The organism is Martinezella rhizogenes (assembly GCF_027460065.1).
Taxonomy (GTDB): Bacteria; Pseudomonadota; Alphaproteobacteria; order Rhizobiales; family Rhizobiaceae; genus Agrobacterium; species Agrobacterium rhizogenes_C.
In genome coordinates this window covers 1-21285 of record NZ_JAPYZZ010000003.1, presented here as the reverse complement: position 1 = coordinate 21285, position 21285 = coordinate 1, and the positions used below count along the sequence as shown (strand labels likewise).

Genomic DNA, 21285 nt, shown 5'->3' with positions numbered 1-21285 from the left:
AAACCTGATGACAGGGCCATACGTCTTTATCGAGGAGACGCGATCCCCGGCATTTCAGAAGATAGCCTATTTCAACAAGGCCGCCTTCACGGCGTATTCGCACCTCATCGACGAACATGGTTGCACCGGATTTTCGATCGAGGTTGAAGATGTCGCCGAGAACGAACTGCAGGACTATTTCTCTCCCGATTTCAGCGGCATCCGCAAGAAGGATGATATCATTGAGATCGGCATAGTCGGGTCCGGCGCCTTCTCCGAGGATTTCGATCTCGACGTCTTCAAAAAATTCCCGAACATCAGGAAAATTACAACGCACGGCATTTCTTTCCGGGCGAGACTGCCTGAGCTTTTTCCGAAGCTCGAGACCTGGCTCAATCTCGACTGGAAGACTAACAAGGTCGAGAATCTCGGAAACGGATGGCCGGATTTGAAGAAGCTCGCGCTCCACGGGTTCAGCGGATCGCTTGCACTTTTCGAAAAGTCACCGATTAGAAAACTCTTTCTGATCTCATCGACGATCAAGGACATTGACGACATTCTGCGCTTTAAGGAACTTGAAGTCCTGCAACTTGTGTCCAGCAGGATTACGGGCGACGTCTCGCACCTGTCGGAGCTTACCCAACTGCGATCACTGCGTTTCGAGGGCAAGAACAAGCTTGAAGGCTGGGATAAGCTGGCGAGCAGGTCGGTCGAAAACTTCGAGGCGTCGCATTATCCCTGCAAATTTCCGCGCGACAATTTCCCGAAGCTTGAGAACTATGTCATCAACGCTTATCGCGCTCGGGATCCGTTCTATGAAGAAGGCGGAGATCACGACGCCCTCGGCGACGAATTCGCTGCCCTGTGACCGTTCTTCGTGTCGCGACCTCCGCCGCGGGTTATGGGCTTGGATGCCTCAGGATCATGAATATGAGGCCATCCGATCCGGATGACAGAATGTAGCGGAATATTTCGCTGCAGCCTCGCCAATGGGCCGCCTGGAAATAGTCGCTTCAGGGCTCGAACTCGGCCGAAACGGATTGAGGTTGCCCGGCATAATAGGGCCGTTCTTTGTCGTGAGCGCGATACTGGCCTGCTTCTGATGCGCAGACAAAGCTCTCGGGGTCAGCATCAGGAACGGAGCTCTTCTGCCAATAGATATGCTTGCTGTCGGCGAAATATCTGCCTTTGTCGCCGATGGAATGGAAACTGGCTGCATCCGCGCCTTCGATCTCGACGCCATAAGCATAGACCTTGCGGCTGTCCTTTGCGTAGTGGCTCTCTTCGATATGGATACCCGGTTTCTGGCCGCTGCCGTAATAATAACCGACGATCCCGAATGTAGCCGGCTCCTCGGTGGGAAGGCGCAGGTTGGTAATGTAATAACCGGCGGCCACGTCGGCGCCATAACGTTGGTTCAGTACGGTGAAGCTGTCCGGATCGGCGCCACGGGCTATGAACCAGAAAAGCTTCGTTGGCGTCTCGCCCTGGCCGTAGACATGTCCGTCGTCGCAAAACCAGCGGTCACCGGGTCGCCCCATCCTAAACCCGATCAATTAGATGCCGGGACTGAACACCTAGTCTTGCGGATGGCTAAACATCTTGTGGCCTTGCACGCCCGCGTCTCGTACCACAAAAACAGTGCCGCTGTCTGCTTCCGTAATGAACAAGCTCCGGAAATTGCGGCCTCCGAACGCGACGTTGGTCGGCGAATTGCCCTCTGGCAAGCGAACTCTCAAGCAGGGCTCCCCTCGTCGATCTATCATCCATACGCAGCCAAGCCCGATATGGGCGATCGCGAGGCCGTCTTGCCTGTCCAGCGCAAGACCGTCGGGACCGATACCGCCGGACAGTCGTATGAAAGCGCCAACTTTTGAAACCGTGCCGTCGAGCATTAGAGGCAGGCGCCATATCGCGTTGTCCCGGGTCACCGCGACATATAGGCATGTCTCCTCGCTGTTCATGACGATACCATTTGGGGATGGAATGCCCGCCATTACCAATTCCAGCCGGCCTGCCGCGGTGAGCTTGTAAACGCGTCCGTTCGGATCCTGCAGGCCGGTTTGGCCCTGATCCGTCATGTAGAGATCGCCGTTGCCGGCAAAAAAGAGATCGTTCAGCCCGTGGAACGGCCGGTCTGGGCCCTCTTCGCAAATAGTCGACACCGCGCCGCGGCCAGGGTCAAGCTGCAGCAATCCCCGGATATGATCCGCAATGAATATTCGTCCATCTCGGTGGATTTTCAGTCCGTTCGGTTGCCCATCATATTCGGCGACGACGGAAAAGGCGCCCTCCGGCGATATCTTGAACACGCGTCCGAATGCGGTATCGACCAGATAGAGAGCGCCGTTCGCATCGAACGACGGTCCCTCGAGGAGGGAATGGCGTGGTCGGCCGCGATTGTGTTTTTCCAACCATGCCGACGCACTGCCCTGTTTTCGCAGGTTATCGGGAAGGCGTGCGAAAACTTCCGCTTTGACGTCCGGGGGAGCAGCGAACATGACGTAATCCTTTACCGCTTGGACGGGGGCGCGCCCGTGCTGCCTCTAACCACGAGGTTGACGTCCACCTCCCACGCCGCCATCGCAATTTCACCATTGAGTTTTTTAATGAGGTATTCTGCGGCGCGCGTACCCATCTCCTCCGAAGGCACGTTGATCGTTGTCAGCGGCGGATCGAGATGCGGCGCATAGTCGGCGTCATTGAAGCCTGTGATCGAGATATCCCTGGGAATGCTGAGACCGCGAAACTTGCTCTCGATAATCGCGCCGAACGCGAGCTGGTCGTTTCCGCATACGATGGCGCTCGGCGGGTTATCTGTCTCGAGCAGGGATCGGGTTGCGATCCTGCCGTCCTGAATGCGGTAGGGCTGATCCACGACCAAATGCGAATGCAGCTTCAGATCGTTAGCCTTGAGCTCATCCTCTACACCGCGTACGCGAGCGGCGGCCCGGTCGTTGAAGGACGTCCGACCGGTGATTACGCTGATTTTCACATGGCCCAGATCCAATAGGTATTTGACCACGCGTCTGGCGGCGAGCGCGTTGTCAAATCCGACGCATGGACGTTCGTTGCCTAGAATCCAGGTCTCGACAAAAATGATGCCGCGGCGTTCCAGCAGTGGCATCAAGCGCTCGTCATGCTGGCTGCCCACGAGCACCAGGCCGTCAACGCCTTGGCTCAGTAGTGCCGCCGCTGCCTCATATTCCAGTCTTTGTTCATAGCCGCTGCCTGCCAGGATCAGGTTGTAACCAGCGATCCGCAGTCGTTCCTGCAGCGCCGCGATCACCCGGGCAAATCCGCCGTTCTCGATCGAAGGCACGACGGCGCCTATCGCTTTCGTGCGTTGCGTCGACAGTGCGCGAGCGGCGCCGTTGGGAAGATAACCCAGTTTGGCGCAGGCTTCCTCCACGCGCTGTCGGATGTCGTCGGCCACGGTGGTCTTTCCATTCAGCACGCGTGAAACGCTTGCGATGGATACATTGGCCAATGACGCGACCTCCTCCAGTCCGATCTGGCCTTCAACGCGCGAGCGCCGAGCCCTTTGTGTCACCCGCTTCATTCGGTCGTCCTGTAATATGTGTGCATCTGAACTGGTAAGCGCTTTCTTGTGATTACGAAATTAGGAAATCGCTTGAACAAGTGCAAGAGCTTTGTTGAGCTCGTGCTGGAGTTTCTACAGTTTCCTAGGTCTCACGAAGCTTTGCCGGTAGAGGGCATCTGTTCGGCGGCTTCTAAAGGGCTTGGTGAAATTAGTTCGGGTGAGGCGAAAATAAACGCTTGACGATCTGATGAGAAAGCGTTTACTCAACAAGTAAGGCGCTGCTCTGCCTCCGTGATCTTGAGGGATGCGCGGGTTTGGAGCGGTGTTGGAGGAGATTACGTCGATTGGCGCGAGGGAGGTGTGCAATGACGAAATGGATGACGATGTGGGTTGCATCGGCGGCTTTTTTAGTTGGCGGTGCTACGGCCGACGCAAAAGACCCCGTGGTGCTGAAAATGTGGTCCATGCCGGGCCATGATCTCGGCTCTGAGGAGACTCAGGAGAAAATCGTTGACGCGTTCGAAGCGAAATATCCTGACATCAAGATCGAGATAACGTTCCTTCCGCAATCGGGATTTGCCGACCGGGTAAACACCGCTCTCGGGTCCGGGCAGAACGTGCCGGATATCTTCCCGATGATCGACAATGACAATTGGAGGCCTCGGGCTCTTGATCTTGGCCCTTTCATCGCTGCCGAAAAGGATTTCGATCCGGAAATGTATTCAAGGCAGCTCTGGAGAAACTACGCGACCTTTAAGGACGCGATCGTGGCGCTGCCGATGGGGGCGGGAACGAATGTCGTCCTCTATAACAAGGCGGTTTTCGATGCCGCGGGTGTACCCTATCCCCAGCCAGACTGGACGGCGCAAGACTTTCTGGACACCGCCAAGAAGCTCTCGAATCCGGAAAAAGGGATCTGGGGCGGAGACCGTCCGCGCGATGCCTATCGAACGGTTTGGCGCAACTACGATGCTCAGCCCTACAGCGACGACAGCAAGACGGTTGACGGATATCACAATTCGCCGCAATCGGTTGCGGCTTTCGAATGGTACTGGGATCTGGTGAAAACCGCTGCGACACCCACACCGGCCGATATCGAAGTGCTCGGAAGTCAGGGCACCGGGCCAGTCGATCTGTTCATGGCAGGTCGACTGGCAATGGCGACCCTCAACCAGTCGCATCTGCTCCAGGCCCTCAAGAACAAAATGGATGTAGGGCTGGTCCCTGAACCGGCCGGTCCGGGAAGTATTCGCTACTCCAACGCGTGGTCCGCGCCGGTAGCCATTTATCAAGGCACCAAGCACCCGAAGGAGGCCTGGGAATTCCTAAAGTTCTTTGCTGGCATGGACGGGCAACGGATCGCGATGACGACCGGCCTCAATATGTTCCCAAGCATTCCCGCTCTTTGGCCGGAACACCCTTACGCTCAAGAGGACGCCGTAAAAGTACTTCAGGGCACCTTGGATTGGCCGCAGGTGAAGGACTTTGACGGCGCGCATCCCTGCTTCCGCGCATCGGTCCGCCGCGTCTATCAGACGTTTGAACTGATTAGCTTGGGAAAGCTTGAGCGCAGCGAGATTAAGGCATCCCTGAACCAGGATGTGCCTAAGATGCAGGCAGCGCTCGACGAGTGCGTAAAGCGCCTCGGAAACTGATTAGGGGAGTTCCATGAATCGAATGGCTGTGAGAGTCGGTGCGACAAGCGCAACGCAGCGGAAAGCGTTGCTACCCGGCAGAAGCAAGCGCGCGCGGAAGAGAAAGGAGATGGTGGACGGCTACACAGCCCTTTCCCCCTGGGTGATCGGTTTTTCCGTATTCTACTTGGTGCCCGTGCTTGCGACCTTTTACCTGAGCTTCACGCAATGGACGCTGGTGGGCGAAGCCCAATGGGTGGGCATCGAAAACTACCGGCGGATGTTCACAGAGGATCCGCTATTTCTCGATGCGGCGCGTGCCACCGTACTTTTCGTGCTCTTCTCGCTGCCCGCCAAACTGGCATTGGGATTGGCGCTCGCGCTTCTGCTGAATCTGAAGCTTCCCGGAATGAACTTCTTTCGCACGGTGTTCTTTCTCCCTGCGGTGATTTCCGGCGTGGCCGTGTCGCTGATGTGGGTTTGGTTCCTGCAGCCGGACACCGGCGTCGTGAATACACTTCTGCGATATGTAGGCATCGCCGGTCCGCACTGGTTCTGGGATGCCGACTGGGCCCTGTTTTCCGTCGCCCTGATGAGCATCTGGAAGGTCGGCGGCGCCGCGATCATCTACCTCGCCGGCCTGCAGAACATACCGGCCCAGCTGTATGAAGCGGCCTCTATGGATGGAGCGAATAGCTGGCAGAAATTCAGGAGAATCACGCTGCCGCTTCTCACTCCGACCCTGTTCTTTCAGCTGATCATCGAAATGATCGACGCCTTCAAGATATTCACGGAAGCCGTCGTGATCACGAAGGGCGGCCCGCTGAACCAAACATATTTCTTCCTTTATTATTTCTACGAGGAAGCCTTCACGAACTTCAACATGGGCTACGCCTCGGCCCTGGCGATCTTCCTTCTCACCGTGATTATGACGTCCACGGCACTTGCCAAGTGGTGGGCGAACAAGTGGGTGTATTATGGCGACCAGAACTGAAACCATGCTCGACGATCCGTTTCGTGTCCGCAGCCGGCGCGCCCGTAAGAAGCTGATGAAATCAGCACCTCTCTATGTCGCGGTGTACGGTCTTCTGATCCTTTTGTCCGTGACTTTTTTGCTCCCCATCTTCTGGATGGCATCGACGTCGCTGAAGCTTCCCGCCGAGGTCTTCGCGTTTCCCATGAAGTGGGTACCGGAGACGCCTCATTGGGAGAACTATCAGGAAGCCTTCGACAAGTATCCGCTTTGGCGGTTCATGGGAAACAGCACCTATCTTGTTGTGGTCAGCACAATCGGTCAGTTAATATCCGTACCGCTGATCGCATATGGTTTCGCCAGGTTCGAATTCCCCGGCAAGAAAGTGTTGTTCATGCTGATGCTGAGCACGCTCATGATTCCGAGCCAGATCAAGTACATTCCGATGTACTGGATGTTCCAGAAGGTGGGGCTCATCGGCACATATTGGCCGTTGATCCTGCCGGAATTCTTCGGCCATCCCTTCTTCATCTTCCTCATGACCCAATACATACGCAGCATCCCCAAGGAGCTCGACGAGGCTGCACGGTTGGACGGCGCCAACAGTTGGATGATCCTCTACAAAGTCATACTCCCGCTGTGTAAGCCAGTGCTTGCGGTCATCGTGGTGTTCTCGTTCCTCTGGAATTGGAACGAATTCATGGGTCCGCTGGTCTTCCTGGATAACTTCAAGGACTATCCGATCTCCGTCGGGCTTGCCTTCTTCCAAGGACGCTACAGCGTCGAGTGGCACCTCTTCATGGCGGCCACCCTCGTTTCGATAATTCCTGTTCTGGTCGTCTACTTCTTTGCGCAGCGGCATCTAATCGGAGGCCTTTCTGCAGCAGGGCTCAAGGGATAGCGACAAAAAAGCCAACATGTTCCAACGGTACTCAAGGGAGACTTTCATGAATGACACGGCCGCAGTAATGACGATCGACAAGGTATTCACGCGCAACAAGCCGGCGCCGAAGCCTCGTGGGGTGGGCCAGACTTGGCTCAAGGATGTGGGGTTTGACGAAGCGCCCTGGTACGTCGAGCGAATGGGCTTGCTGGAGCTTGAAGACTTCCTGCAGGTGGCTGCGCCCGGACTGGATTACGTCAAGGTCGCGACGCCGCAGGTGCTATGGCACCCGTCAAACTGGCTGAAGGAGAAAATCGCGCTGTATCAGCGATTTGAAGTGGAGCCCTATCTGGACCACAGCTACTTCGTGCGCGCATTTCGGTTGGGGCGGGTCGAGGACGCGATCGCCGCGGGCGCTGAACTGGGCTTCCGCGTCATCGAATTCATGAACACCTTTGGAGACGTCTCCGACGAGACCTGGAAATCGTGGCGCCAGATCGCGATCGATCACGGCATGCGTATCATCTACGAGCATCACCCTGAAAGAAACTGGCGGAAGGGTGCCAAGGACGTTCCGTCAACGGCCGAGCAGATCGTCGAAGGTGCTATACCGTTCCTCGAACACGGTGCCTTCACCCTCCTGATCGATCACGAGGAGATCGAGATTCAGGGCGATAACGCCCGTGGAGAGCTTGGCAAGGTCGTGGACAGGCTGGGGCTGGACAAGATCATTTTCGAGATCACTTCGCCGAAAGAGGCGCCACAGCGCTGGCTGGACGATCTCATCGCCTATTTCGATATGTTCGGGCCGAACTGCAATGTCAGCAACGTAATGCCGAGCCAAGCCTTGTATGTCGAGGCACTCAGAAACGGCGAGCGTCCGGGCGAACTCCTGGCGCAGCGCCGCAAGATTTACGGGGTATGATCATGGCAGATATCGTCCTTGAAAAGGTGAACAAGCTTTACCAGAACGGCTATCACGCCATCAAAGACCTCTCCCTCCAGATCAGCGATGGAGAGATACTGATCTTGGTAGGACCCTCCGGCTGCGGAAAATCCACCGCACTGCGCACGATTGCCGGTCTGGAGGATATCGACTCCGGGGATATCAGGATCGGCGGCAGAAGCATCGTTGATGTCGACGCCAAGGATCGCAATATCGCAATGGTCTTCCAGAACTACGCGCTCTATCCGCATCTGAGTGTTTTCGACAACATCGCCTTTTCGATGCAGCTTGCGAAGGTCCCGAAGCGGGAGATCGCGCAGCGCGTGCAGGCTGTTGCGCGTATTCTGGATCTCGAGGCTCAACTCGACCGCAAGCCGGGGCAGTTGTCCGGCGGCCAGCGGCAGCGCGTCGCAATGGGGCGGGCGATCGTTCGCCAACCTGCAGCCTTCCTGATGGATGAGCCTCTGTCAAACCTAGATGCAAAGCTGCGAGTCTACATGAGAGCCGAGATATGTCGCCTGCAGCGCGAGATCGGGGTCACCACGGTCTATGTGACCCACGACCAGACCGAGGCGATGACCATGGGTGACCGGGTCGCAGTGCTCAAAGACGGGGTACTGCAACAGGTTGACACGCCCAAGAACCTCTATGACAACCCGAAAAACGCATTTGTTGCAGGGTTCATCGGATCTCCGTCGATGAACCTGATGGCAGGGCACCTGTCCGATCGCCAGCTGCAGTTCGGAACGCAGCGTATCTCCTTGCCGGAGCCGGAGTTCGAGAGCCGTCCGGCACTCTCCCGCTACAACAATAAGGATGTCGTCATCGGCATCCGGCCGGAGGATCTGCATGACCCGAAGTTGGCGCTTTTGCCATTGCCGACATTCCGCGCTCAAACGCTGATGACGGAGGAATTGGGCGCCGAGTGTATCGTTCACTTCACCACGGATGCGAAGTACGTTGATAGCGGAGATCCGGACATGCTTGAGGTGAAGGGAGCCGGGCATTCGGCGGCGCGTTTCGGCCCTCGCAGCAACGTTCACGCCAACGAGACGATTGATATCGCGCTCGACCCCTCGAAGCTGCATTTCTTCGATCCCGCGACACACGCCGCGATCTAGCCGGTGCTCCCGGGCACGAAACGCGAAGGCTGCTTCTGTCAGAAGCGACATAGACCGTCAGGTCTCGCGACGGCAGCAGACCTGACCTGCGACGGCCGCTCCCTCCTGGCGGTCGTCGTCCAGCAACAGGACACGAGATGACCACAAGAATCGCACTTATTCACGCGACACCGATCGCAGTCGAGCCGATCAAGCGGGCGTTCGCCGCCGGCTGGCCATCTGTCGAGCTAGTAAATTTGCTGGACGACAGTCTTTCCGTTGACAGGGCTCGGCATACGGTGCTCACGGACGATCTTTACGGCCGGGTGGCTTCACTCGCGAAATATGCAAGCGGAACAGGCAGCCGCGCCATCCTGTTCACATGCTCAGCCTTCGGTGCCGCAATCGAAAGGGCAGCCACAGAAGTCCCGGTTCCCGTTCTCAAGCCCAATGAAGCGATGTTTGAAAAAGCGATTGAGCTCGGTGCGAGAGTTGCGATGCTGTACACCTTCGAGCCCTCCCTATCGGGCATGGAGGAAGAGTTCCGCGAGGTTGCGGTTCGCATGAAATCCAAATCGAAGCTCGAGAGCTTCTTCGTTCAAGGCGCGATCGAGGCGGTCCGCAGCGGGGATATTGAGGTTCACAATCGCTTGGTTGCGGCCGCGGCTTCCACTCTCACCTCCTTTGACGCGATCGTGCTTGCGCATTTCTCCACTGCCCAGGCCATGGAGGCGGTAAAAGCTGTCACGTGCATACCTGTTCTGTCCAGTCCCGATGCTGCTGTCGAGAAGCTGAAAACGCTTCTGTCGGCAGACGCCAACCCAAGCGAACTGGAAAACTGAGCGATGCTGATCGGCGTGATTGCAGATGATTTTACGGGGGCGAGCGATATCGCCATCACCCTGGCAAGAGGTTTCGGTATCAATGGCGGTCTGAGAACCGTTCAGTACCTGGGCATACCGGCGGATGATGCCGGAGAAGACGTGGAGGCCGGCGTCGTTTCGTTGAAAATCCGTTCCGTTCCTGTGCCGGATGCAATCGAACAAGCTAGAAGGGCGCTTGCCTGGCTGACACTGCAGGGATGCGAGCAAATCGTCTACAAATATTGCTCGACGTTCGATTCCACGCCCGAAGGAAATATCGGGCCGGTCAGCGAAATGCTCGCACAGGAACTTGGCGAGAAGGGGGTTGTTGCCTGCCCGGCACTTCCTGCGGTCGGCAGAACGGTTTACCAGGGACACCTTTTTGTCCATGACCGGCTCTTGCACCAGTCGGGAATGGAGAACCATCCATTGAACCCAATGACGGATCCCGACATCCGCCGTTGGCTGAAGAACCAGACGCAATCGGAGGTCGGACATCTCGGTATCGGCACGGTTCGACGCGGGGATGCGGCCATAGTGGAAGGGCTGGATGCGGCGGCGGCCGAAGGGCAGGTGCTGTGCATCGTCGATGCGATCGACGACGACGATCTGCTGGCGATCGGACGGTCCGTCAGGGGACGGCGGTTGATCACCGGTGGCTCGGGTATCGCCTTGGGGCTGCCTTCCAATTTCATCTCCCGCGGCCTTGCGAGCGGCCGAGCGCCGGCGATGCCCGACGTTGACGGTGCCGGTGCCGTTCTGGCTGGCAGCTGCTCGATCAGAACGCAGGAGCAGGTCAAGCATTACAGCGAGCGTCATCCGGCCATCGCGATCGACGTGGCTTCCGTCATCGAGGGCCAAACGACGGCGGACCACGTCGCCGATTTCCTTCTTCGTCATCAAGGACAGACGCCCCTAGCGTATTCGTCCCAGACGCCAGAGACGGTACGGGCGGTTCAACAGGCATACGGACGCGACACCGTGTCCAACGCGCTGGATCGGCTGTTTGCGGAAACAGCGGTCAGGCTGGTCGACGCGGGTGTGCGGCGACTGGTGGTTGCGGGCGGTGAGACTTCCGGCGCCGTCGTGTCGGCATTGCGCCTCGGACATCTTGAAATCGGTCCGGAGATCGAGCCGGGGGTGCCGGTTCTGACGTCCTCTGCACAAACGCCTGTCGGGCTCGCCTTAAAATCGGGTAACTTTGGCTCGATCGACTTTTTCGAGCGGGCGCAGGAAAGGCTTGCGGGACGATGAAGACTGAAGCGGAGCTCCGAGAGCAGATCGTCAAGCTGGGGAAATCCCTGTTCGATCGGGGATTGGCGGCCGGATCGGCCGGGAACATCAGTGGGGCCGTGGATGATGGCGTGCTGATCACGCCCACCAATTCCAGTCTTGGATCGCTCGCGCCGGCCGAGATCAGCAAGCTTGATCGCGAATGGAGGCTGGTTTCAGGAAATCCTCCGTCGAAAGAGCTGGGGCTTCATCGTGCGTTCTATGAGACGCGACCCGGTACTCGCGCCGTCGTCCATCTCCATTCGTCATTTGCAACGGCGTGGTCGTGTTTGGCGGATGTCGATGATCGCAATGCCCTTCCGCCGCTCACGCCATATGCCGTAATGCGCTTTGGGTGTGTGAAACTTCTTGAATATTTTCGCCCCGGTGACCCTCGTCTCGAAGAACAGATTCGAAATCTTCGAGGGCGCTTCAACGCAGTGTTACTGTCCAATCACGGTTCTGTGGTCGCGGGAACGGACCTCCTGTCGGCTGTCTTCGCCGCGGAGGAACTGGAAGAGGCGGCAAAGCTGAATCTGATTTTGCGTAACATGAAGAAGCGGGTGCTGACCGCGGAGCACGTTGAAGAGCTGCAAGTCGTATTCGGTGATCGCCTGCGCTGACAGCGGCGTGGCGTGCGGGAACGGCTGACGGAAAATATCCTGCTTGGGGTCATGCTCGGTCGTGGGTAAGCAAGCCCGCATCGCCATAGGCATTTCTTGCCATTGCATTGGCGAGGAACGAGATCAGAAGTCGGGCATCCTGCGGGTTGCCGCAACTGCGCAGGCTTACGGCACTGAAAGGCGTTTTCTGCTGAACCTCCGCCGGAAACTGCCCAACGATCTTTACGCCCTTCACGACGCAAAGCTCGCTTATCTGCTGGATGGCGAGATCCGCCTCTCCCGTGATCAGCTTTTCCGCCGTGAAGCCCGACGGTATGATCGTGGCTTTCTCCAAGATTGGCTGTCCGATTCCTAGCTCTTCAATGAGATTTCGGAAATAGATGCCGCTCGCTCCTGCCCTGGAAAAACAGACGGAGCGCGCCTTGACGAGAGCGCTGCAGAAGCCGCCGAGCGAGGATATATCGGGCGGCGTCGACGCTTCGGGGATCGCCACGCCAAGCACGGCGGTACAAAGCCTGGCGGCAGTCGTACTATCGGCTATTCCCTTATCGTGCAGATCTCTCACCGCTCCGTCCGTTACGATGATGGCGTCCGGTTGCGCCCCCCCGGTCACCCGATCGACGATGATGGTGGTCGGAGCCCACTCAGCTTCCACACTTCGTCCGGTCTGGCGTGTAAAAGCGGGCAGAACGGTTGTTTCGAGCGCGCCTTGCAGGGCAATCGCCGAAAGCAGTCGAATGGGGTTGTCCATGGTCATCCTCGGTTGTTAGCGATAATGTGATTCAATGAGAGCTCCTGGAGGTTGCAGACGCCCAGGAGAGCCATGTCGCGTCGGATTTCGTCGCGCAATAGGCTGGAAGCGTGCTGGACCCCTGCCGTGCCGGCGACTGAGGCGGCGAAAATATAGGGGCGGCCGACGAAGACGGCGGCCGCGCCTAGCGCGATTGCCTTCAGCACATCGGTGCCACGCCGGATTCCACCATCGATCATCAAGGGAAACCCGGGAACGGCATCGCGAATGAGTGGCAACATGCGAAGTGGCGAAACCGCATGATCGAGCTGGCGTCCACCATGGTTGGAGAGTATGACGCCATCGGCACCCGCATCCCGAGCTCGCTGAACGTCATTGATCGCGAGAAGACCCTTGATCACCAGATTTCCCGGCCAGATATTCCGGATGAATACGATATGTTCCCAGCTCAGGCGATCGCGGGCATCGAAGTTACGCCCGGGCGTTCGAGAGAACATAGGTGGGCCGCGCTCGGCCTCCATGTTCTCGAAATGCAGCATCCCGCGGGAAAGGAAGGTTCTTACCAGGGTTTGCAGCAGCCAGCGGGGATGAAACAGGGAGTCGAGTGCGACACGGGGGGTAACCCGAACCGGCATGCTATATCCGCTCCTGACATTGTTTTCCCGATTTCCGGGGACCGGCGTATCTACGGTGATCACCAGCGTTTCGAAGCCGGCAGTGGCCACACGCTCGATCATAGCCGAAATTCTGGCCAGATCTCCCGCGAGATACGCCTGGAACCAAGCTTCGGGATAGGCGCGGCGGACTTCCTCGAGCGGGATCAAGGAGGACGCGCTCATGATCATCGGCTGCCCGGTGCGCGCGGCTCCCATAGCGAGGACCACATCCCCCTTGTAAGCAGCAATCGCGGCGCCTCCAATAGGTGCGATGCCAAATGGCACTTCGTAGCGCCGGCCGAACAGATTGATGCTTTGATCGCATTGCGATACATCGAGCAGTAAGCGCGGGATAAATGAGTAGTTTCGGTAAGCGTTTACCGAAGAAAGGTGCGCCGCGCCGGTCTCAACGTTGCCGGCGATATAGCCATTGATCATGCTCGGCAAGTAACGGAATGCCATTTTCTCGAAATCGTCGAGAGACAGCGCCTGTCTGAGGTTTCGCGGAACTTTGGTTTGCGGGGCGGGGAGGGGGGGCGGCCGTCTCGAATCTTCCTGGGTCGCCGGATTTTCGGACAGATGCCCGCGCGTCTGGGGGGATCCGTGATCTTCTTCGACAGATTCAAACTTAGCCACGTTGCCGTTCTCCATTCGCGACCATCTCGTCCAAGCAAAACGGGCCACCTTGAAACCGGGCCTCAATATGGTTTTCCTGCATATCTTCGGGTGACAGCGTTGGAAAATAAGTCTCCGCGTTGTCTTTCGGAAAGAAACCGATCCTTCCCGCTCCGGGATTGGAGTACCAGCTCCTGTCGTTTCCGGAAACGCCGTACACGATCTCGTACCTGATATCAGTCGCGAATAGACAACGAACCGCAAGATCGGCCATGTCTCTCTCGCTCAGCCATAGGCTCAGCATTCTTTTATTGGTCGGCCTCGGTCTGAACTGCCCTATTCTGAGGCTGATCGTCTCTATTCCATATTTATCTGCGAACAGAAGCCCGATCGCCTCGCCGAAAACCTTGCTGACGCCATAGCGCGAATCCGGCCTCATCGGCACATCCGGGCCGGTCACCTGATCTCTCTGGCGAAAGCCGACAACATGGTTCGAGCTTGCGAACACTATTCTGCGAACACCTGCGCAGCGGGCCGCTTCGTACACGTTGTAGGTGCCATTTATATTGACGTCGCGTATCGCGTCCCATGTATCTTCCATCGACAGGCCACCGAAATGGAATACGGTGTCTATGCCCTTCATCGCCTGCTTTGTGTCGGCGAGATTCTGGACGTCTAGGGGCCAAGATTCTTCCTGTCGCGTTAAAGGCTGGATTCCGACGATGTCGCTGCTTCTGAGAAGGCGGCAATGCGGAAGAAGCGCATGCCGAAGCACACTTCCGATCTTCCCCGCCGCGCCTGTAATCAAGACACTGTGTTTGCTGCTCTCCGTTGGAGTTCCGGTGGCAATCCGTCCTGGATCAGGCATGATACGACCTTCGTTAGCTATTTGAGTAAGCGTTTACTCGATATAGCTCTTTCAATTTGCTACGTCAAGGCAGCGGTGCCGGGTTCGTCCTCGATGCTTTGGAACAGGCGCTTCATGAGCGGCGTCCCGTTCATGGCGGCGGCCTGATTCACCACTCGGACAGGGGCGCTCAATACGTGTCGATCAAGTATTCGGAGCGGCTGGCCGAGGCAGGCATCGAGCCTTCCGTCGGAAGCGTCGGCGACAGTTACGACAATGCTCTCGCCGAAACGATCAACGGTCTTTACAAGGCCGAGGTCATCCATCGACTAGGACCATGGCGCAGCTTCGAGGCGGTGGAGTTCGCCACCCTCGAATAGGTGGATTGGTTCAACCATCGACGGCTTCTGGAGCCTATCGGCAATATCCCGCCAGCCGAAGCCGAGGAGCAGTATTACGCCATGCTGGACCAACCAGCCATGGCCGCATAACCTAAACCAAACACCTCCGGCAATCTCGGCGCGGTTCATACCGACATTTGCACTGCTGCATGTGTGATGTTTAGTCTGGGCTCGAACGGCTGGCCTGACTAAGAGAGGAATCTCAATGCAAAAGAAAGCAGTGCTCCTCGAACGCGCTCAATGGGCCGAAAAAGAGAGCGTATGGCAAGGCGAATTTGAAGGGAGCGTATTTGGCGCAAACGTCTCGGTCATGTTTTACACCACGGACGAAATCGGCCGCGGCCCCAAGCTACACAAACATCCTTATGATGAAGTATTTATAGTGCGGCAAGGACGAGCGCTTTTTACCATTGGGGAGCAGCAGTTGGACGTTAGGGAGGGGCAGATCGTGTTCGGGCCGGCCAACTTACCGCACAAATATGTAAACATGGGTCCTGGCCGTCTTGAGATGACCGATATTCATGTTACCGATGAATTTGCTCAAGAAGACTTGGAGTAGCCATCCGCTGATTTCAACATCCATTGCAGTCTTTTCACTCGGACGTAACGTACGGCGGCTTTTGGGCCGAGAGCCTTCATGCTTGATCGGCTGCTTCGCGCCAATTTCGGACGTCCTTGAAGCGTTCAAGTCGGTCTGCTCTCGAGCCCAAAGGCGAAGATAGCGGCTGATCTCTGATCCGCCGCAAGCAGTCATTCCCAGCAGAACAAGTTGCGTGTAAATCAGATATCGAATCCTATCGCGGGATAGGCAGCATTTCGACTGGCGGACCGTAGTGGAGGGCTTGATTGCAGACGGACGATCTTCCCAACTACCGCTTCACTGCGAAGATCCCGAGGTATCGCGATACCCCGCAAAAGGTCGAGATGGTCTACGTCATCGAGGACCGGGGCCTCTCGGTGACGCGAGGGCGGTCCGTTAGCCTCGTGACGTGGACGTCGCTTCGATTCCTGCACCTCCACGTCACGAGTGGGGTCGGCACCACTGGCTTTCCAGTCTATAGCGCGCGTCTAAGGACGCGTTTCGTGTCAAGGGAAATCTCTTCGCTCGATTGGCTCGGAGAAACGGGCGTCGATCGGTCCGCCGACTACGTTCGCTTCATGGAAGAACTGATTCCATTTGCGGCCGCACGGAACCCACCGCTCCGCTTGCGATACGGCGGCGATCCCATGTTGGAAACGGCGATTCCGATGGTGCTGACCCTCTTCGTCGCCCCGCTCGTCCTCATCCTATTCTTAGTCGTGAAGTTGCCGCTCGGTATTCTTGCAATCGCGTGGAAGAAGCCCCTTACGAAGCTCGCGCCGTGGCTTTTCAGCACAGGGTTCGGCGTGGCGTTGAACGCGCTCCCCTGGTCCAGCGGGAAACCGTTCGAGGCGCGCAATCTGCCCGCGGCCGAACTTCCGATGAGATATCGGGAAGGTGCCGTCTACAAGAGCCATGTCGATCTTGACCAGCGGTGACGCACTAGCCCTCCATCGTTACTCTCGGGAACCCAGCGCATCGCGGCTTGGCTGGCACACGCAACGTCGCCTTTTGCCCGTTCAGCCCCTGAAGCTGACCGGCCGCCAATCACCCCATCGCAGACAAGAGTGAACCACTCCCGAATGACCGGTTTGGGCCGATTTCGTTGAAAAACTCGATGCATTGGGCGCGTGTCCGCCCTTTTCGGTCTTCCGGGCTGAGTGGCGATGCGTTTTCGGTACACGAGTATCTGGCCGTTCTCGATGATGCCGCTTTCGGTGCTGCGTCGCCAGTTACACCGAAGTTCATCTCCACGTCTGATCCGGCCGCCCAATGGACTGGTGCCCACAAAGACCATGCCTTCTTCGCCTACGCCACCAATTACCTGATCGATACTGATCACGGTGTCATTGTCGATGTGGAGGCGACGCGTGCGATCCGCCAAGCGGAAGTCGGAGCATCCCGCACAATGCTCGACAGGACCGAGAACCGCTTCGGCTTGAGGCCAGACTACCTGGCTGCTGACAGCGCTTACGGTTCCGCCGACAACTTGGCATGGCTAGTCAAGGAGAAGAAGATCGCGCCGCACATTCCGGTCTTTGACAAGTCGAACCGGACGGATGGGACCTTCTCACGTTCGGACTTCACTTGGGAAGCCGAGAACGAGCGATACATCTGTCCAGCCGGGAACGAACTGAAGCAGTTTCACCGCACTTACAATACGCCGAGATCGGGGATCACGGCCGAAGGAACACGGATTTATCGTGCCAGCAAAGAGGACTGTGATGTCTGTGACCTGAAGCAGCGTTGTTGCCCGAACACGCCGATGCGCAAAGTGCCGCGCGATCTCAACGAGGATGCGCGTGACGTCGCCAGAGCGATTGCGGCCACACCAGAATATGAACTGTCGCGGCATCGCAGAAAGAAGGTTGAGATGCTCTTCGCACATCTCAAGCGCATACTACGGATGGCGCGTCTCAGGCTTCGAGGGCCGTGTGGTGCCCGAGACGAATTCCTGCTTGCTGCAACCGCACAAAACCTAAGGAGGTTGGCAAAACTCCGGCCGCAGCGGCCGCCATATGGCATCATTGCCGCATGAAGGCGGCATAGATTGAAACCCTGCGCTGAGGCGTGGGGCAACGGCCTGCATCCTCTTTTGCCTCCCATTCCGAACCCGGCACCGACCGTTGCTTGTTGGCGTCCGCCGCGATCAGGCTGGCATCGACGGCAAATCCTTCCGCGCCGACCAACCCCTGTTCGAGGCAGCACTCCACCACCGTTTCGAACATGTGTCGCAGGATGTCGCTCTGCCTGAACCGGCCATGGCGGTTCTTCGAGAAGCTGGAGTGATCGGGTACCTTACCATCCAGTCCGAGACGACAGGACCAGCGATAGGCGAGGTTGAGATGGACCTCTTCACACAGCCGCCGCTCCGAGCGGATTCCCATGGAGTAGCCGATGATCAGCATCCGCATCATCAACTCCGGATCGACCGATGGACGGCCAGTGCTACTGTAGAAAGGCCTCAACTGCTCTCGAACGCTACCGAGTTCGAGATGGCGGTCAATTCCGCGTAACAGGTGGTCGGCGGGGACATGATCATCAAGACAGAAGTCATAGAAGAGCTGCGCCGGAGCTGCCTGACATCCCATCATCGCTCAATCCTCCGCAAATCAATAGGCGGATTGAATCACGACATTAGTGCGCCAGCAATGACAATCTTCCGACCATTGATCGAACGCAGGTTCGAATTGTGCGGTCGATGGATTTCAACGTTATCCTGTGTAATGCTCTGCAAAAGCCCGATAAATTCCTGATTCAATCGAGTTTCGTTTTGATGTCCGAGAACAATAATCGAACCCGCTTACAAACCTGCCTTCAGGTACTCGTAGGGTTGCCGCTGAGCATTGCCCGCAATGCTGCGGACATGAAGGTTTTCCATTTTGGAAAGGTTGTGCCGCACCCTTCGGGCCGAGGAACTGTCGGTTCGTACGCACTACATGTTCAATGCCCGTGGCGCTTCGTTGATGAGAAGACGATAGTGACAGGGACATCAGATCGGTTCGTCGGGCCGACCGAAGGAACGGAGGCAAACGATGGCGACCCCAAATCGGGAAACCTACAACTCATCAAAATTGCATCTCTGCTGAAAGGCTACGACGCGGAGACAAAATCCTTCGTGAACGCCACAAAGCAACTCTTCGTCATAGCTGTCAACACAGACAACTATGGCGGGGCTGACGTGTCGCTGTCAGGCGGTTACCGCCTGCAGATTTTCCCGGATGGTTCACTTGGTGAGGATTGGCGCTTTGTCGAGATTCAAGGCCGTCATGTAGTTATCGAAGGCGGTCACGTAGAGTTTGACGAATAGCAATCCGATCACCACAGCCGCTCGCCAGAGTTTTTCAACGGTATCCGCCGACAGAAGACATTGCAGTGGCCCGATAATTGTCTAGCGTCAGCGGCTGCTGAGGGCGTGTGTAACGAAAAAACGAGACACCAATGAGTGAATTCGGGAACGACGAGGCCGAATTGGTCTCCCAAGACGATGGAGCGGCTACGCATCTGCTTGGGATGGAAGTGCCAAGCATTGCTTTGCAGGCTACGGATGGGACCACCGTGGACCTGTGCAGTCCCGGCCTCTCTGTAGTCTACGCTTATCCTCGGACAAGCACGCCCGGAGGCAAAGCTATTGACGGGTGGGATGCAATTCCTGGCGCGAGAGGATGTACGCCGCAATCCTGCGCGTTCCGGGATCATTTCGCAGAATTAAAGGTGCTAGGCGCGAGCCATTTATTTGGCCTCTCGACACAGACAACTGAATACCAACGAGAGGCTGCGGAACGGCTTCACCTCCCGTTCCCGCTTCTCTCCGATCACTCGCTCCTCCTCGCGTCGGCCCTCAGCTTACCAATGTTCCAAGCCGGGGGCATGACCTTGTTAAAAAGGCTGACGATGATCATCGAAGCAGGTGTTATTAAACACGTCTTCTATCCCGTACATCCGCCAGAAAAGAATGCAGATGCAGTGATCGGCTGGATGAAGGCCAACTGCATTTCCAGAATGGGTTGATGACCGATTTGGGCCAAAGCAGACCTCTTTCGAGAGCTGTTCTTGTGCTTGAATGAGAAGAAAATCAATGCCAGCATTGCTGTCGCTCTGCGGGTCCTAAGGTTCGGATCCTTTCAAGAGCGGCGGCCGTCATTTGCACTGACGCCAACGCAACCTTGCGCTTTATATTATTCGTTAATGCTCCGATATTTTCAGCCCCTCAAAGCGGTCACTCTCCTCGAAGTCGAGGATGCTCCGACTGCCCACTACGCCAAGGTTGAGTGGTCAATCTCAGGTCAACTCGCTCAGTATACGCTTTTACGCGCTCGACTTGACGTGCGAAGTGTTGTCAATTGAGGATAAGTAAGAGCGAATGTGACGGAGGGCCACATGAGACTCAGGAATCAGATCCTTGCATTGGCCATCGGCCCCCTTGTTCTTGCCATTATCATCATCACGGCGCTCATTACCTGGCAGTCAATGACGTTGGCGCGCACCAGCATCGACGCTTTCGAACGAAACATGCTTGCCGCAAAGGAGGCGGAGCTCCTCAACCTCACCAATCTTGCCCTTTCCGCCATCCGTTCGGTTTATGACAAGGCCGGACCTGATGACGAAGCCGCGAAGGAAGAGGTCAAGCGTATTCTGATGGACCTTGATTATGGCACGGACGGTTATTTCTTCGTCTATGACTATGACGGGTTGAACGTCGTTCATCCGCGGCAAAATTTCCGTCCGGGCAATAACTGGCTTGATCTCTATGACCCCGATGGCAACCGGGTTATCTACGACCTGATCCTCAAAGCAAAAGAAGGGGGAGGACTTGTCCAGTACAAGTGGGAGAAACCTTCAACCCGGAAGATGGCCGATAAGCTTTCGTTTGCGGCCGGCCTCGACAAGTGGCGCTGGATGATCGGGACAGGCGTCTATCTGGATGACGTTTTTGCGGCGACCGCGGCGGCCAAGGAAGAATTGCGCCACTCCATCACCTGGAATTTCCTGATCGTGGCGCTGTTTGCAGTCCCCGCCGTTCTCCTGGTGTTTGCCACCTGCATGCTGCTCAATCTGCGCCAGCAGAGGCTGGCGGACGGGCGGCTGAAGGAACTGATGCAGAGGGTCATCGATACCCAGGAAGAGGAACGCCTGCGCATTGCCCGGGAACTGCATGACGGCATTTCTCAAAATCTCGTCGGCGTGCGTTTTGCAATTGATCTCGCGCGGCGCAAGGTGACGCCGGATAATGTCGGCGCGGTGGAGGCGATCGGCAAAGGCGCGTCGGCATTGACCGAGGCGATCAAGGAGGTCCGTCGTATCTCGCACGACCTGCGTCCCCGCGTTCTTGACGACCTGGGACTGACTGCAGCTTTGGAAGCGCTGATCTCAAGCTTTTCCGAACGCACCGGTATTGCGGCGACGCTGGAATCGGTGGCCTTCAAGCACATGCTTGTTCCGGAGGCCCGTGTCGCGCTTTATCGTGTCGCACAAGAGGCGCTCACCAATATCGAGCGTCATTCGGATGCAACGCGGGTCACCATCAGGTTCTCCAGCCGGGATGAGCGGGTGCAGATGGTCGTCAGCGACAATGGCCGTGGATTTCCGGCCACCCGTACAGAGAACGAAATGCCGGC

Annotated in this window: 20 protein-coding genes and 3 pseudogenes; 16 read left to right on the top strand and 7 right to left on the bottom strand. The window is 57.1% G+C overall.

Features of this window, described 5'->3' with window-relative positions:
• Positions 1 to 7: 7 nt before the first annotated feature.
• Positions 8 to 847: a leucine-rich repeat domain-containing protein gene (locus tag O8B93_RS06695; RefSeq protein ID WP_269709060.1), complete on the top strand. Its 840-nt coding sequence runs from the start codon at positions 8 to 10 to the stop codon at positions 845 to 847.
• A 145-nt stretch (positions 848 to 992) separates the two neighbouring features.
• On the opposite strand, the gene O8B93_RS06690 is transcribed toward O8B93_RS06695, so the two are convergent.
• Genes O8B93_RS06690 through O8B93_RS06680 form a run of 3 tightly spaced genes read right to left on the bottom strand, consistent with a single transcriptional unit; the run spans position 993 to position 3541 of the window.
• On the bottom strand, positions 993 to 1520 hold the full coding sequence (locus tag O8B93_RS06690) for a DKNYY domain-containing protein (RefSeq protein WP_269709059.1): 528 nt from the start codon (positions 1518 to 1520) through the stop codon (positions 993 to 995).
• 36 nt (positions 1521 to 1556) lie between these two features.
• Complete coding sequence (locus O8B93_RS06685; protein ID WP_269709058.1) at positions 1557 to 2480, bottom strand: SMP-30/gluconolactonase/LRE family protein; 924 nt, start codon at positions 2478 to 2480, stop codon at positions 1557 to 1559.
• A gap of 11 nt (positions 2481 to 2491) precedes the next feature.
• Entirely contained in the window at positions 2492 to 3541 is a 1050-nt protein-coding gene (locus O8B93_RS06680; RefSeq protein ID WP_269709057.1) for a LacI family DNA-binding transcriptional regulator, read from the bottom strand.
• 347 nt (positions 3542 to 3888) lie between these two features.
• Between O8B93_RS06680 and O8B93_RS06675 the strand changes: the two genes are divergently transcribed.
• From O8B93_RS06675 to otnC, 8 genes are all read left to right on the top strand, one after another.
• The gene (locus O8B93_RS06675) at positions 3889 to 5178 is read left to right on the top strand and encodes an ABC transporter substrate-binding protein (RefSeq protein ID WP_269709056.1); all 1290 of its coding nucleotides are present in this window, start codon (positions 3889 to 3891) and stop codon (positions 5176 to 5178) included.
• 109 nt (positions 5179 to 5287) lie between these two features.
• Complete coding sequence (locus O8B93_RS06670) at positions 5288 to 6151, top strand: carbohydrate ABC transporter permease (RefSeq protein WP_269709055.1); 864 nt, start codon at positions 5288 to 5290, stop codon at positions 6149 to 6151.
• On the top strand, positions 6135 to 7031 hold the full coding sequence (locus O8B93_RS06665) for a carbohydrate ABC transporter permease (protein ID WP_269709053.1): 897 nt from the start codon (positions 6135 to 6137) through the stop codon (positions 7029 to 7031). The genes O8B93_RS06670 and O8B93_RS06665 overlap by 17 nt, the downstream gene beginning before the upstream one ends.
• Positions 7032 to 7077: 46 nt before the next feature.
• Complete coding sequence (locus O8B93_RS06660; RefSeq protein WP_269709052.1) at positions 7078 to 7938, top strand: phosphosulfolactate synthase; 861 nt, start codon at positions 7078 to 7080, stop codon at positions 7936 to 7938.
• A gap of 2 nt (positions 7939 to 7940) precedes the next feature.
• Entirely contained in the window at positions 7941 to 9080 is a 1140-nt protein-coding gene (locus tag O8B93_RS06655; RefSeq protein ID WP_269709050.1) for an ABC transporter ATP-binding protein, read from the top strand.
• 137 nt (positions 9081 to 9217) lie between these two features.
• On the top strand, positions 9218 to 9901 hold the full coding sequence (locus O8B93_RS06650; RefSeq protein ID WP_269709048.1) for an arylsulfatase: 684 nt from the start codon (positions 9218 to 9220) through the stop codon (positions 9899 to 9901).
• A gap of 3 nt (positions 9902 to 9904) precedes the next feature.
• Positions 9905 to 11176, top strand: a complete 1272-nt coding sequence (gene otnK, locus O8B93_RS06645) for a 3-oxo-tetronate kinase (RefSeq protein WP_269709047.1) — start codon at positions 9905 to 9907, stop codon at positions 11174 to 11176.
• On the top strand, positions 11173 to 11817 hold the full coding sequence (gene otnC / locus O8B93_RS06640; RefSeq protein ID WP_269709045.1) for a 3-oxo-tetronate 4-phosphate decarboxylase: 645 nt from the start codon (positions 11173 to 11175) through the stop codon (positions 11815 to 11817). The genes otnK and otnC overlap by 4 nt, the downstream gene beginning before the upstream one ends.
• A 49-nt stretch (positions 11818 to 11866) precedes the next feature.
• On the opposite strand, the gene O8B93_RS06635 is transcribed toward otnC, so the two are convergent.
• Genes O8B93_RS06635 through O8B93_RS06625 form a run of 3 tightly spaced genes read right to left on the bottom strand, consistent with a single transcriptional unit; the run spans position 11867 to position 14707 of the window.
• A complete protein-coding gene (locus O8B93_RS06635; RefSeq protein WP_269709044.1) occupies positions 11867 to 12568 on the bottom strand; it encodes a molybdate ABC transporter substrate-binding protein in 702 nt (233 codons plus the stop codon).
• Between the two features lie 2 nt (positions 12569 to 12570).
• Positions 12571 to 13875, bottom strand: coding sequence for an alpha-hydroxy acid oxidase (locus O8B93_RS06630; protein WP_269709043.1), 1305 nt, complete (start codon positions 13873 to 13875; stop codon positions 12571 to 12573).
• The gene (locus O8B93_RS06625; RefSeq protein WP_269709042.1) at positions 13853 to 14707 is read right to left on the bottom strand and encodes an NAD-dependent epimerase/dehydratase family protein; all 855 of its coding nucleotides are present in this window, start codon (positions 14705 to 14707) and stop codon (positions 13853 to 13855) included. Before O8B93_RS06625 ends, O8B93_RS06630 begins: the two co-directional genes overlap by 23 nt.
• A gap of 83 nt (positions 14708 to 14790) precedes the next feature.
• On the opposite strand from O8B93_RS06625, the pseudogene O8B93_RS06620 reads away from it, so the two are divergent.
• From O8B93_RS06620 to O8B93_RS06605, 4 genes and pseudogenes are all read left to right on the top strand, one after another.
• A pseudogene (locus O8B93_RS06620) lies at positions 14791 to 15177 on the top strand (DDE-type integrase/transposase/recombinase); the annotation flags it as partial.
• 115 nt (positions 15178 to 15292) lie between these two features.
• Positions 15293 to 15646, top strand: a complete 354-nt coding sequence (locus O8B93_RS06615; protein WP_269709041.1) for a cupin domain-containing protein — start codon at positions 15293 to 15295, stop codon at positions 15644 to 15646.
• Between the two features lie 287 nt (positions 15647 to 15933).
• Positions 15934 to 16605, top strand: a complete 672-nt coding sequence (locus O8B93_RS06610; RefSeq protein WP_269709040.1) for a hypothetical protein — start codon at positions 15934 to 15936, stop codon at positions 16603 to 16605.
• A 236-nt stretch (positions 16606 to 16841) separates the two neighbouring features.
• Positions 16842 to 17705 (top strand): annotated as a pseudogene (locus tag O8B93_RS06605) (transposase); the annotation flags it as partial.
• A 67-nt stretch (positions 17706 to 17772) separates the two neighbouring features.
• Here O8B93_RS06605 and O8B93_RS06600 read toward each other — a convergent pair.
• A pseudogene (locus O8B93_RS06600) lies at positions 17773 to 18261 on the bottom strand (transposase); the annotation flags it as partial.
• Between the two features lie 107 nt (positions 18262 to 18368).
• On the opposite strand from O8B93_RS06600, the gene O8B93_RS06595 reads away from it, so the two are divergent.
• The 3 genes from O8B93_RS06595 to mctS all read left to right on the top strand — a co-directional run.
• Entirely contained in the window at positions 18369 to 18977 is a 609-nt protein-coding gene (locus O8B93_RS06595; RefSeq protein WP_269709039.1) for a hypothetical protein, read from the top strand.
• A 131-nt stretch (positions 18978 to 19108) separates the two neighbouring features.
• Positions 19109 to 19678, top strand: coding sequence for a peroxiredoxin (locus O8B93_RS06590; protein WP_269709038.1), 570 nt, complete (start codon positions 19109 to 19111; stop codon positions 19676 to 19678).
• A gap of 369 nt (positions 19679 to 20047) precedes the next feature.
• The coding region (mctS, locus tag O8B93_RS06585; protein WP_269709037.1) for a two-component system sensor histidine kinase MctS at positions 20048 to 21285 on the top strand (1238 nt) is incomplete at its 3' end.

Bases quoted from the DNA above. Each gene is read 5' to 3' on its own strand.
- O8B93_RS06695 (WP_269709060.1), top strand. From the start codon at position 8: ATGACAGGGCCATACGTCTTTATCGAGGAGACGCGATCCCCGGCATTT.
- O8B93_RS06690 (WP_269709059.1), bottom strand. From the start codon at position 1,520: ATGGGGCGACCCGGTGACCGCTGGTTTTGCGACGACGGACATGTCTAC.
- O8B93_RS06685 (WP_269709058.1), bottom strand. From the start codon at position 2,480: ATGTTCGCTGCTCCCCCGGACGTCAAAGCGGAAGTTTTCGCACGCCTT.
- O8B93_RS06680 (WP_269709057.1), bottom strand. From the start codon at position 3,541: ATGAAGCGGGTGACACAAAGGGCTCGGCGCTCGCGCGTTGAAGGCCAG.
- O8B93_RS06675 (WP_269709056.1), top strand. From the start codon at position 3,889: ATGACGAAATGGATGACGATGTGGGTTGCATCGGCGGCTTTTTTAGTT.
- O8B93_RS06670 (WP_269709055.1), top strand. From the start codon at position 5,288: ATGGTGGACGGCTACACAGCCCTTTCCCCCTGGGTGATCGGTTTTTCC.
- O8B93_RS06665 (WP_269709053.1), top strand. From the start codon at position 6,135: ATGGCGACCAGAACTGAAACCATGCTCGACGATCCGTTTCGTGTCCGC.
- O8B93_RS06660 (WP_269709052.1), top strand. From the start codon at position 7,078: ATGAATGACACGGCCGCAGTAATGACGATCGACAAGGTATTCACGCGC.
- O8B93_RS06655 (WP_269709050.1), top strand. From the start codon at position 7,941: ATGGCAGATATCGTCCTTGAAAAGGTGAACAAGCTTTACCAGAACGGC.
- O8B93_RS06650 (WP_269709048.1), top strand. From the start codon at position 9,218: ATGACCACAAGAATCGCACTTATTCACGCGACACCGATCGCAGTCGAG.
- otnK (WP_269709047.1), top strand. From the start codon at position 9,905: ATGCTGATCGGCGTGATTGCAGATGATTTTACGGGGGCGAGCGATATC.
- otnC (WP_269709045.1), top strand. From the start codon at position 11,173: ATGAAGACTGAAGCGGAGCTCCGAGAGCAGATCGTCAAGCTGGGGAAA.
- O8B93_RS06635 (WP_269709044.1), bottom strand. From the start codon at position 12,568: ATGGACAACCCCATTCGACTGCTTTCGGCGATTGCCCTGCAAGGCGCG.
- O8B93_RS06630 (WP_269709043.1), bottom strand. From the start codon at position 13,875: ATGGAGAACGGCAACGTGGCTAAGTTTGAATCTGTCGAAGAAGATCAC.
- O8B93_RS06625 (WP_269709042.1), bottom strand. From the start codon at position 14,707: ATGCCTGATCCAGGACGGATTGCCACCGGAACTCCAACGGAGAGCAGC.
- O8B93_RS06615 (WP_269709041.1), top strand. From the start codon at position 15,293: ATGCAAAAGAAAGCAGTGCTCCTCGAACGCGCTCAATGGGCCGAAAAA.
- O8B93_RS06595 (WP_269709039.1), top strand. From the start codon at position 18,369: ATGGATTTCAACGTTATCCTGTGTAATGCTCTGCAAAAGCCCGATAAA.
- O8B93_RS06590 (WP_269709038.1), top strand. From the start codon at position 19,109: ATGAGTGAATTCGGGAACGACGAGGCCGAATTGGTCTCCCAAGACGAT.